This window comes from Paramuribaculum intestinale (assembly GCF_030759015.1).
In the GTDB taxonomy this organism is placed as follows: domain Bacteria; phylum Bacteroidota; class Bacteroidia; order Bacteroidales; family Muribaculaceae; genus Paramuribaculum; species Paramuribaculum intestinale.
This window is the reverse complement of the sequence record NZ_CP098825.1, coordinates 1,767,454-1,780,108: the sequence shown is the minus strand read 5'-3', so window position 1 is coordinate 1,780,108 and position 12,655 is coordinate 1,767,454. Positions and strand designations below refer to the sequence as shown.

Genomic DNA, 12,655 nt, shown 5'->3' with positions numbered 1-12,655 from the left:
TCTGAATATATGAAATTGAAATATATCGCATCGGCAGTCGTGGCCTGTGGTCTGCTTCAGGCCTGCGACTACACAGACCTGAAGCCGCTGGAAGGGTTCTCCGATCCTACATTCTGGAACACGGTCGATGACCTCGAGCTTTACGCTACCGGTCTGTTCGGAAACTTCGGCGGCGCATCGTCGACCGGCGACAGCGAGAGCGACAACATGGTGCCCGCAACCATCAGTTCGTATCTCTTCGACACATACGTGACGGCCAACGCCAGCGGCTGGAGCTACAACGACTGGTCGACAATCCGCCAGTGCAACTACTTCCTCAACCGCTATCAGCGCGTAGAGGGCAACGAGGCCGACATCAACAAGTATGTCGCTGAGGTGCGCATGATCCGCGCCCTGGCATACTATTCCAAAGTCCGTACGTTCGGCAATGTGCCCTGGTATGAATCAGACCTCCAGACCAACGACGAGGAGCTGCTCTACAAGACCCAGGATCCCCGCTCGGTAGTTGTGCCCAATATCATAGCCGACCTTGAGTTTGCAGCCCAGTGGCTTCCCGACGGTGGCAACGAAGTGATGGGTCGTCCGAGCAAGGACGCCGCCCGCGCGCTGCTCGCCCGTGTTTGCCTCTATTTCGGCACATACGTGAAGTATCACAATGCCAATGAGGAGTGCATGAAGGGATGCGAAGGACTCGACGCCAACGCCCTTCTTAAGAAGGCCGCCGACGCTTCGCAGGCCATCATGAACACCGGCAAGTATGATATCGTCAAGGTCGACGCTCCCTCCGAGGCTCCCCAGCCTGCAGGCGATCCGCTCTACTACCACAACCTCTTCATCCAGACTCAGCTCTGGGGCAACAAGGAGAATATCTTCGCCCGCTACTATACGATCAATCTCGTCACCAACGAGGTGGGTCGTCAGGAAGGCAAGAACAACCTCGGTTTCAGCAAGGACTTTGCAATGAGCTATCTGATGAAGAACGGACTGCCTATCGCCAATGCCGGTTCGGGCTATAAGGGCGATGACAGCTATGCCGACGAGTTCGACGGCCGTGACCCGCGTATGATTCAGACAATCGGCAATGCCGCTATGCTCTGGTATCCCAGCGAGGACTATCCCCGCCGCGATCTGCTCGCTACTGCCAACGGTGCATGTACCGGTTATTCGTCGTGGAAATTCCACTCGTCGGACTACGAGCAGCAGCAGCCTCAGAGCTGTACTTTCGACTGGTTCCTCTTCCGCTATGCCGAAACTCTGCTCATCAACGCCGAAGCCAACGCCGAGCTCGGCACCTGCACTCAGGACGTGCTAGACAACACTGTCAACAAGCTCCGCGACCGCGTAGGCATGGCTCATCTGACCACTTCGCCTGTGGCTGACGCCGCTCCGGTCGACTACGGCTACAGCGTGTCGCCGCTGATCTATGAGATCCGTCGCGAACGCCGCGTAGAGCTGGCTCACGAGGGATTCCGTATGGACGACCTCAAGCGCTGGAATGCCATGAAGCTCCTCGAGAATCCGCTGACATTCCTCGGCATCAAGGTTACTCCCCAGCAGGAGGCATTCTTTGCTGTCGACGGTGATTTCAGTGAGGAATACATTGACGAAGAAACCGGACAGCCGATCCAGACAGGTATCACCTTCGGTGGCGACAACGGTCTGAAAGTGATCAGCTACAATGGTGACAAATATCTGATGGTCTACGGCAACGAGCCTATCTATCCAGAAGGCCGCAAGTGGAAGACCAACGACAAGCGCTGGCTCTATCCGATACCTCTGACGCAGCTGCAGTACAACAAGAACCTCGTGCAGAACTACGGCTGGGATGTTCCCTCCGCTGAGTAATCTCACGTTAAGTATGCTATAACCCGTTCGGCGACCCGGCCTCTGACGGAGGCCGGGGAGTCCGGACGAAAGTCAAATGATCAAGTGTCAAGACCGATTTGTTAGTTGGACATTAAGGTTGCGGAGAGTAGCATAGGCTTCCGCTTGATCATCAGGTGCCGTGTCAATGACACGGCACCTTTTTTGCAAAAAAAGTTTGTGGAAGATGATCCTATATGACGACCAATAGATCTTATAGGACTCATAGATCTTATAGGATTTATAGGTCTTATAGGACTTGTTGCTATCAAATGCTGGGGGAGTCTAAATAGATCGGGAGGGTATAAAAATAAAAAAATCACTCGTCATCCCGACGAATAATCTTTTTACCTTAAATCTAATACCATGAAAAACTGGAGCAAAGTTAGGCACTTTTTGGTAAATTGCAATACTTTTAGCACTCAATTAATGTATTTTAACATAAAATTATTGCAGTCGATATTCTCTTCCAATAGCCTGATGGCATCCTCTTGACTGAATAACATGCTGTATTGGCTTGATATACAACTATGAGCAATCGGACTGTTGAAGAACCGTGTCGGTCAGAACCTGACGTGGGCAAAGAGTTTGCGGTAAGAGTCGGCTGTGCCGATGCACACGAGTTCGTCGCCTTTTTCGACCTCCATTTCGGGATCTTCTTCGGGAAATATCCGCTGCAGTGTGCGGCTGTTGACCCCGAGCAGGTTGCGGCTCTCTTTAAGTCGGCTTACGGCTACGAGATCCATTCCGTAGGTCTTGCGCAGGTCGAGCGCGTCGTAGCGCGATCCTGTGAAAAAGTCGGGGGCGGGGAATTTCAGCACATAATGTTCGTCGTCGATGCGCATCGATTCGATTTCAGCGCCAAGTCCCATTTCGTTGACGAGATCGGAGGCTGCTCGTTGCTCGGGGGTGAGTATGCGGTCTATGTGGAAGCCTTCGAGTATCGCCTCGTGCAGCTTGTCGATGGCGCGGGCGAAGATGTGCTTCACTTCGAGTTTTTTCAGCAGTGCGACGGTGCGGATGCTTGCTCCGAAATTTTCGCCTATGGCCACAATCACGAGGTCGACGTTTTTAAGCGGGAGCACACTGAGCGACATTTCGTCGGTAGAGTCGATGATATAGGCTGTGGAAATGAAGTCTTTGATCGATTCGACAAGCGATGGGTTCTTGTCGGCTCCGATCACTTCGTGTCCCATGTTGGTGAGGTCTATGGCGAGGTTGGCTCCATAGATGCCGAGTCCGATTATCAGGTAGCGCATGTCTGGGTCAGTTTATGATGATGTTGTCTGATGGATATCTTGGCTGTATAGCCGCTTTCTGGCGTCCGGCTATGCCGGTGAGGAGCGATATGATGCCCACGCGGCCGAGAAACATCGCGGCGCAGAGCAGTATCTTCGATGCGTCGGAGAGGAGGGGAGTGGCGCCGAGCGATGATCCTACGGTGAAGAGCGCCGAGCACGACTCGAACAGCAGCGACCGTGTGGACAGCTGCGGTTCCAGCCCCAGCAACAGTAGCGAGAAAATGAGGTAGGAGATGATCGAGAGGGCTATGACGGCGTTTGCGCGTCGTATGGAATTGACCGATATGGTGCGTTGGAATGCGGTGACGTATGGCCGTCCGGTGACTATGGCGCGCAGATTGAGCAGAATGGCCGCAAGGGTGTTGACCTTCACGCCTCCGCCTGTCGACTGTGCGGCGCCTCCCACCCACATCAGGAATATTACAGCGACAAGGGTTATGTCGCGGAACGACGCCGGGTTGACAGACGAGAATCCGGCGCTGCGCGGAGTGGCCGAGTTGAAGGCTGCCTGAGTGATCTTCTGCCAGAGTGTCATGCCGGCCAGGGTATTGTCCCATTCAAGCCATAGAAATGCCGCCGCACCGGCTATAAGCAGAGCCATGAAGGTGGTGATGACGATCTTGGTGTTCATGTTGAAGGGGTGCACATTGTGCGGTTCGTGCTCGCGGTGACGCATGCGTGCCCGTAATTCGCTGATACGGCACACGACCGCGTCGCGCAGATTCACCAGTATCGGGAATCCTATGCTGCCGGCCACGACAATAGCCGTCGTAACCCAGTAGATCGAGTTGTTGCCGGCGGCGAGCAGCATGGGGTTGGACATGCCTTGCGGCAGTGTGGAGAAGCCGGCGTTGCAGAACGACGACAGCGAATGGAATGCCGCGAAAGCCATCTCCTCTTCAAGCGTCATGCCCAGTGTGCCTGTGACGCTCAGCCATATCGCTACCGCTCCGATGGCCTCCACCGTCAGGGTGAATCCGAGGATATAGAAGAGTGTGGGCACGAGAGCCGACATCGACCGCGAGTAGATCATGTCGCGCAGCAGCATCTGGGAATAGATCGAGGCGTTGCCGCTGAAAAATATGGCGAAGAAGCTCGTGAATGTCATTACTCCCAGGCCGCCTATCTGTATCAGGGCGGCCAGAATGGTGACTCCCATGGGGGTGAAGTTGGTGTAGACGTCGACAGGTGTCAGCCCGGTGATGCACACGGCGCTCGTGCTGACAAACAGGGCGTCGGTATAGCTTATGCCGGCGTAGGTGGATTTCGGCAGCATCAGCAGCAGCGAGCCGATGAATATGAATATCAGAAAACTGGTCGACAGCAGCAGCGACGGGTTGGTGCGTTTGCCTACGGCGCGGATTATGCCGTAGCATAGTGTCACGAGTGCATAGGCTCCCAGTGAGGAGTAGAGAAACGCCTCGCTGTAGAGCATCCGCTCAAGCCATGGAAGCCACGGGTGCTCCGGGTGGGGATAGATCCATGGGAGCAGCGTCAGCAAGATCATGCAGTCGACGATCCATTTCACCCAGGTGGTCTGGCGGCATGTCGGGCGGAAAAAGAATATCAGTCCGTAGGCTACGCGGAGTATGAACACTGCCTGGGCGGCTCTCAGCATCCGCCGGAGGCTTGCGGTGTCGGCCTGCGACAGGTCAAAGCCCATGTATATGATAAACCCTGCGAAGCAGGCGGCAGAAGCCACAAAAGCCGTTACGGTGAGTATGGACGCAATAAGGCGCAGTGAGGCCGCGCTGCGGTGGGTGAAGCGCTCGAACCGCCGCAGCCCCGATCGTGAGCGCCGCGACAATGACCGTAATATGTCGGAAAATGATGGCATCTCGTGCGAGTTGTGGTGTCGGATCCGTTAATTGTTAACGTCGGCCGGCATGACAAAGTTACAATAAATATCCAACATTTATCGTTATCAGTAGGCATATACACGTGTGCGCATACAGGCGCATGCCTTATGTCAATGGCCGTCGACGATTCTAAATATATATATATCAGATATTTTGTACTGGCAGTGGTCTTTTTGGCCGCAGCTGCGGGCATGCCGTTGCCTTTGCAGGCTGCCTCGCCGGCCGATTCGCTGGCCATATCGCCGGTATCGCCCACAGTGCCCCGCACCTACGACGAATTGCTCGGCGCGCCCCTGCCGGCCGATCTCGGATTGCCGCGCAATGTGGTCAGTTCGGTCGAATATGATGCCGAAAGCGGTTGCTATGTATTGCGTACCAGGGTTGGTGACAAGGATATAGCCACTCCTTTTATCCTCACGCCATCGCAGTATGCCCGCTGGCGTGAACGCAACGAGCGGAGGCAACGGTTCCGTATGCTCGACGGCGGTCCGGGTGTTGACAATGATTCCGTGCGCCGGCGTGAGCGCCGTCAGTTCGATCTTCTCGACATGAATTTTGATCTCGGGCCGCTCGACAGAATTTTCGGTCCGGGCGGAGTGAGGCTGACCACCACCGGTTCGGTACAGATCACCACGGCCGTCAAGTCGACCAAGACCGACAATCCGGCTCTGTCGCTCAATTCACGGCGCAAGACATTCTTCGACTTCGACCAGAAGATACAGGCCACTGTGGCGGCGTCGGTGGGCGACCGTATGAAGTTCAATCTCAACTACAATACCGACGCTACTTTTGATTTCGACTCAAAAAACCTGAAACTGCAGTATGAGGGCACGGAGGATGACATAGTGCGCAATATCGAAGCCGGTAATGTGAGCATGACCACCGGGTCATCGCTTATACGAGGCTCCACGGCTCTGTTCGGCATCAAGTCGACGCTGCAGTTCGGCCGGCTGACAGCCACGGCTCTCGTGTCGCAGCAGAATTCCGAAACCCGTTCGATCAACACCCGCGGCGGAGTGCAGACTACGGCATTCTCGCTCAATGCCGATGAGTATGATGCCAACCGCCACTACTTTCTGGCGCAGTATTTCCGCGATCACTACGATGAGTTCGCCTCGCGGCTGCCATACGTGGGTGGAGGCATCAACATCACCCGCATAGAGGTGTGGATCACCAACAAAGGCAACAACTACAGTCAGAGCCGCAACCTGACGGCCTTCATGGATCTCGCCGAAACAACCCGTCTGGCTTCGGATCACTGGACTGTCAGTCCATCGGCCACAGTGCCGTCAAACACGGCCAACAATCTGTTGCAGACCATCAAGAACGATTATCCCACCGCACGGTTTATCAGTTCGGTCAGTCAGGCTCTGGCGCCGTTGGGTGTCTTTGGCATACAGGGCGGCACCGACTATGAGAAGGTGGAGAGCGCCCGGCTGCTGTCGGAGTCGGAATACACTCTCAACCCCACCCTCGGGTATATCTCTCTCAAAAGCCAGCTCGCGGCCGACGAAGTGCTCGCCGTGGCGTTTGAGTACACATGTCAGGGGCAGGTGTATCAGGTGGGCGAATTCTCGGCCGACATATCCGACACGAGCCAGAGCCTCTACGTGAAGATGCTCAAGAGCACTACGCAGAATCCGCGGCTTCCCATGTGGCGGCTGATGATGAAAAACGTCTATTCGCTCGGCGCCTATCAGGTGCAGCCCGACAATTTCAAACTGCAGGTGAAGTATCTGTCGGACACTACCGGCATAGAGATCCCCTATCTGCCTGTGGCGGGCTTGAGCTCCACGCCGCTGCTTCAGCTGATGGGACTCGACCGGCTCGACTCCAACCGGGAGGGTAATCCCGACGGTTTTTTCGATTTCATAGAGGGATATACCGTGCAGACGTCGACCGGCAAGGTGATATTTCCTGTCGCCGAGCCGTTTGGCAGCAATCTTGTGGAGCGCATAGGCAGTCAGGAGGCCGCCGCGCCGTTTGTGTATCAGGAGTTGTATGACTCCACGCTTGTGGTGGCGCGCCAGTTTGCCGACAAAAACAAGTTTGTGATCACCGGCGAATACCGTGCCAGCGGCGGGGCGCAGATAAGGCTCGACGCCATGAATGTGCCGCGCGGTTCGGTGGTGGTCACAGCCGGTGGAGTGACGCTAACCGAAAACACCGACTACACCGTCGACTACGCTCTCGGCATAGTCACCATCACCAATCAGAGCATCATCGATTCTGGGCAGGATGTGTCGGTGACGCTCGAAAACCAGAGCCTCTTCTCGACCCAGCGCAAGACTCTTCTCGGACTCGACATGACCTATCGGTTCAGCAAGGATTTCTATCTGGGAGCCACGCTGATGCATTATTCCGAAAAGGCATTGACCGAAAAGGTCAACATAGGCAACGAAACGGTCAGTAACACCATCTACGGACTGAATTTCGGCTATGCCACGGAGCTGCCGTGGGTCAATACTCTGCTCAACAAAGTGCCCACGATCGACGCCACTGCTCCGTCGCGTATCAGTCTGCAGGGCGAATTGGCGCGGCTGCAGCCTGCGGCGCAGAAGAGCGGATCGGACAAGGGGAGCTCGTTTATCGACGATTTCGAATCGAGCCAGACGGGCATCGACCTGCGCTCGCCCTACTCGTGGTTTCTTGCCTCCACCCCCTACGACAACGGCCCCGACCCGCTCTTCCCGGAAGCAGCTCTGTCAGACAATCCCGAGTATGGCAAGAACCGCGCGCTTCTCAACTGGTATTATATCGACCGGATGTTCACCCAGCGCAATTCATCGCTCTGTCCGGGCTATCTGCGGGCCGATCTCAAGCAGCAGTCAAATCCTTATGTGCGCGAGGTGACATCGCGCGAGATTTTCCCCGACCGTCAGCTCACCTATGGCGAATCGTCGACCATACAGACTCTCAATCTGTCGTTCTATCCCGAAGAGCGCGGTCCCTACAATGTTGACGCGGAGCGTATCGACGATCAGGGGCGGCTGCTGCAGCCCGAAAAACGCTGGGGCGGCATCATGCGGCGTCTCGACAACACGAATTTCGAGCAGAGCAATATCGAGTATGTGCAGTTCTGGCTCATGAACCCGTTTCTCGATCCGGAAAACCCCAATACCGAGGGGGGCGACCTGTATTTCAATTTCGGAGAGATATCCGAGGATATACTCAAGGATGGGCTGAAGTCGTATGAGAACGGAATTCCGGCCGACGGCGACGACCGGTTTATGCGCACTACGTCGTGGGGACGTGTGAGCGATCAGAACTCGCTCACCTACGCCTTTGACAACAACACTACAGCGCGCCGGCGACAGGACGTTGGACTCGACGGGCTTCCCAACGACGACGAGTTTGAATTTCCCACTTACGCCGGCTATGTGGAACAGCTGCGCGGACGGCTGTCGCCCGAGGCCCGCGAGCGCATGGAGGCCGACCGGTTCTCGCCTCTCAACGACCCGGCCGGCGACAACTATCATTTCTATCGTGGACGTGACTACGACGAGCAGCGGCTCGGCATACTGGAGCGCTACAAGCGCTACAACGGAGTGGAGGGCAATTCGCTCTCGCCCGAAGAGGCCGACGATCCGCTCTATCAGTCGTCGCGCAACATGCCCGATGTGGAGGACATCAATCAGGACAACACGCTCAACGAATATGAGCGCTATTTCCAGTATCGTGTGTCGATACGTCCGCAGGATCTGCGTGTGGGCACCAACTACATCACCGACAAGCAGACCTCGCTCGTGAGTCTGCGCGACGGCACCGATGCCGAGGTGGAGTGGTATCAGTTCAAGATACCGCTGGCCGACTTCGAGCGTGTGGTCGGTTCGATAAGCGATCTGTCGACGGTGAGGTTCGTGCGCATGTTTATGACAGGCTTCCGGCGTCCGACCCATCTGCGTTTCGCTACTCTCGAACTGGTGCGCGGAGAGTGGCGCACCTACGATTACAATCTCAATTCGCGAGGCGACATGCCCGCCTCCGGGCAGCTCGACGTGTCGGTGGTCAATATCGAGGAGAATTCGGGCCGTACTCCCGTCAACTATGTGTTGCCTCCCGGAGTAAGCCGTCTGTCGGATCCGGCCCAGCAGCAGATCGTGCAGCTCAACGAGCAGTCGATGTCGCTGCGTGTCACCGATCTGGCGGCAGGTGATGCCCGGGGCGTCTACCGCAACACCATGCAGGATCTGCGCAACTACCGCCGCCTCCAGATGTGGGTTCACGCCGAACAGCTGATCGACGATCCGACAGCGCTTCGCAACGGCGAGCTTTCACTGTTTGTCAGGCTCGGCACTGACATACGCAACAATTTCTACGAATACGAGATACCGCTGCGCCTGACCCCCCACGGGCACTATGCCGATACGCGTGCCGACCGCGAAAAGGTGTGGCCTGAGCAGAACAGGCTCGATATAGCCCTGCAGACATTCGTCGACGTGAAGAAGCTCCGCAACAGAGCCAAGACAGCCGGTGAGCCGGGAGTCGGCTATGCCACGCTCTATTCCGTTCACGACCCCGAATGTGAGGCCAATACGGTGTCGGTGCTTGGCAATCCGTCGCTCAGCGACGTCAGGGTGATGATGATCGGTGTGCGCAATACATCTCCGGCCGTAAAGGAGGGCACCGTGTGGGTCAATGAGTTGAAAGTGACGGATTTCAACAGCGAAGGCGGCTGGGCGGCCAAAGGTGTGGCCAATCTGATGCTTTCGGATATAGCTACAATCGATGTCGGAGGCCAGCTCGAAACGGCCGGTTTCGGCGCTGTCGACCAGGGATTGAATTCGCGGCGGATGGACGATTTCAGACAGTTTAATTTTGCCGTGCAGACCGATGTCGGCAAGATCGTGCCGTCGAAGCTTGCCCTACGCGCTCCGGTCTATTACTCGGTGGTGAAAGAAAACACCACTCCGAAATATAATCCGCTTGACCGCGATGTGCTGCTCAATGACGCTCTCGACGATGCTTCATCGCGCCACGAACGCGACTCCATCAAAGCCTATGCTGTGGAGCGCGCCACGGTGCGCAGCTTCAGCGTGTCGGGGCTGAACTTCGGTGTCCGCTCCAAGAATCCGATGCCTTGGGATCCGGCCAACTTCACGGTCAATTTTTCGTTCAACAGGCAATCGAAGGCCGATCCGACCACCGAATATGAGAATACCGACGACTATCGTGGTTCGTTGCAATACAGCTACGCCCCGCGTATAAAGCCTCTGAAACCGTTTGCCCGCATGGTGGGCCGGCGCAAGAGCATGAAGTTTCTATCGGACTGGGAGTTCAACTGGCTTCCCTCGCAGATAAGCTTTCTGACCACCATGTCGCGTTATTATCATGAGGAACAGACCCGCAGCGAGATCGATGCAGGAGTGAGGCTTCCGGTGCAGGTGGGCAAGAATTTTCTCTGGGACCGTCAGCTCAACCTCGCATGGAGTCCGCTGCGCTCGCTCTCGCTGACATTCAGTTCCAACACTTCGGCCCGCATCGACGAGCCTATAGGAGCCGTCAACAGGCGTCTGTTCCCTGACCGTTATAAGGAGTGGAAGGATACTGTCATGCAGTCGATTCTGCACCTTGGCACCCCCTGGGCCTACAATCAGACCTTCACCGGGGCTTACCGTGCACCGTTCAACCAGATTCCCGCCATAGATTTTCTGACCGGACAGCTTACATATAACGCCACCTACAGATGGGACCGCGGCGCCACGGTCGACGGTGTGACTATGGGCAACAAGATTGCCAACCAAGGGTCGTGGACTGCCGAGGGAAGGCTTGCATTCGATAAACTGTACAACAAGATACCGTATCTCAAACGTGTCAGCCAGCGCTTTTCAGCCTCGGCTCAACGCCCCGGGCGCGGAGGTCGCCGCACACTTGACCGGCCGAAGCGTTTCGAACGCAACTATCCGCTCAGCGCCGACACATCAACCATTGTGACGCACAATCTGCGCACAAAGAAGGTGAAGCTGACGGCTCTTGATCTCGACACACGCAGACCTGTCAGACTGCAGACACGTGTGGTCGACGACAATTCCATCGAGATACTCACCCGCGACGACCGCACGATACAGGTCCGGGTGGTGGAGCTGCGCAAGGAGCGCGACGGCTGGCTCGACGAGCTGGCGCAGTATGGTGCCCGACTGCTGATGTCGCCCCGGTCGGCTGCGGTCAGATGGCGCTCTTCGCGATCGCTCTCGTTGCCGCTGTTTATCCCTGATGTAGGCAATGTGTTCGGGCAGTCGCGCAGTTTCGGACCCATGTCGCCCGGACTTGACTTCGCATTCGGATTCACCGACGACAGTTATGTCGAAAAGGCGCTGTCGCGCGGATGGCTGATGACCGACGACGGTCAGGTGTCGCCGGCGGTGTTCTCGCGCACTTCGGAGGTCAATCTCGAACTGACACTCGAGCCGGTCAACGGCCTGAAAATACAGCTTATCGGCAACCGGACTGACAACCGCACCTCGTCGATACAGTTCATGTATGCGGGGATGCCTGTCACTTATGCCGGATCTTACACCAAGACCCATTGTGCGATAGCCACATCGCTGCGATCGTCGAAAGCCGCCGACGGATATGCCTCCAAGGCGTTCACCGACATGATCGAGGCCATACCTGTGGTGGCCTCCAGGCTTGAGCAGGCGTATGCACGCCATGATTATCCGTCGTCGGGATTCATGCATGGAAGTGCTCTCGCGGGGATGCCTTACAACCCGGCCAACGGCGGAGTGTCGCAGACGTCGAGTGATGTGCTTGTGCCTGCTTTCATCGCGGCGTATACCGGACGTGATCCCGGCCGGGAAAATCTTGATCCATTCCCCTCTCTTGCGTCGGTGATGCCCAACTGGCGCGTGACCTACGACGGCCTTGTAAAGTTGCCGAAAATGTCAGATCTGTTCAAGGCATTCACTCTCACCCACGCATATCAGTGCACTTACAGCGTCGGCTCGTATTCCTCATATCTCAACTGGGTGAGCGTCGAAGGCGAGCGTCTCGGCTTTACACTCGACGAACTGAGCGGCAATCCCGTGCCGTCATCACCCTTCAATATTTCGTCGGTTGCGATCACCGAGCGGTTTGCTCCTCTGATCGGTGTGGCCGTGACACTGAAAAACGATCTGACGTTTAATGCCGAATGGCGCAACCAGCGCACGCTGACGCTCAACACCTCTGCCGGACAGGTAGTGGAAGCCACTTCATCGGGGCTGACAGCGGGTGTCGGCTACAAGATCACCAATTTCAACACCGTCCTTAAGATCAGAGGCTCGCAACAGGGCATCAGCAATGACCTGACCGTCAATGCCGATTTTTCGCTTCAGACCAATCAGGCTCTTATACGACGCATCGAAACGGCCTATACACAGGCTACCTCCGGCACACGCACTCTCGGTGTGAATCTGACTGCCAATTACGTGCTTTCGAGGCGTATGACACTCGGAATGTTCTTCGAGCACCATGTCAATACGCCGATCGTTAGCTCGAATGCCTATCCCGTGACCGACAGCGCTTTCGGACTGTCGTTTAATCTGAATCTTTCGCGCTGACCTGTCGGCTTGAAGGCTTGGCTGATCAATGGCGCAAATATGTTTTTTTCGTCATAGCGGTTTCTTATTACGGAATTATTTCCGTAATCGG

Annotated in this window: 4 protein-coding genes; 2 read left to right on the top strand and 2 right to left on the bottom strand. The window is 56.1% G+C overall.

Features of this window, described 5'->3' with window-relative positions:
* The first annotated feature begins 9 nt into the window (after positions 1-9).
* Entirely contained in the window at positions 10-1,845 is a 1,836-nt protein-coding gene (locus tag NF347_RS07910; protein WP_274946333.1) for a RagB/SusD family nutrient uptake outer membrane protein, read from the top strand.
* A gap of 581 nt (positions 1,846-2,426) precedes the next feature.
* On the opposite strand, the gene NF347_RS07905 is transcribed toward NF347_RS07910, so the two are convergent.
* Positions 2,427-3,122 carry a potassium channel family protein gene (locus NF347_RS07905; RefSeq protein ID WP_274946260.1) on the bottom strand — a complete coding sequence of 232 codons (696 nt, stop codon included), beginning with the start codon at positions 3,120-3,122 and terminating at the stop codon, positions 2,427-2,429.
* A gap of 7 nt (positions 3,123-3,129) precedes the next feature.
* Complete coding sequence (locus NF347_RS07900) at positions 3,130-5,001, bottom strand: TrkH family potassium uptake protein (RefSeq protein ID WP_107036078.1); 1,872 nt, start codon at positions 4,999-5,001, stop codon at positions 3,130-3,132.
* A 135-nt stretch (positions 5,002-5,136) separates the two neighbouring features.
* Between NF347_RS07900 and sov the strand changes: the two genes are divergently transcribed.
* Positions 5,137-12,564: a T9SS outer membrane translocon Sov/SprA gene (gene sov, locus NF347_RS07895; RefSeq protein ID WP_161553763.1), complete on the top strand. Its 7,428-nt coding sequence runs from the start codon at positions 5,137-5,139 to the stop codon at positions 12,562-12,564.
* Positions 12,565-12,655 lie beyond the last annotated feature (91 nt).

Excerpts from the sequence above, each read along its gene's own strand:
- NF347_RS07910 (WP_274946333.1), top strand. The coding sequence starts at position 10 with ATGAAATTGAAATATATCGCATCGGCAGTCGTGGCCTGTGGTCTGCTT.
- NF347_RS07905 (WP_274946260.1), bottom strand. The coding sequence starts at position 3,122 with ATGCGCTACCTGATAATCGGACTCGGCATCTATGGAGCCAACCTCGCC.
- NF347_RS07900 (WP_107036078.1), bottom strand. The coding sequence starts at position 5,001 with ATGCCATCATTTTCCGACATATTACGGTCATTGTCGCGGCGCTCACGA.
- sov (WP_161553763.1), top strand. The coding sequence starts at position 5,137 with ATGGCCGTCGACGATTCTAAATATATATATATCAGATATTTTGTACTG.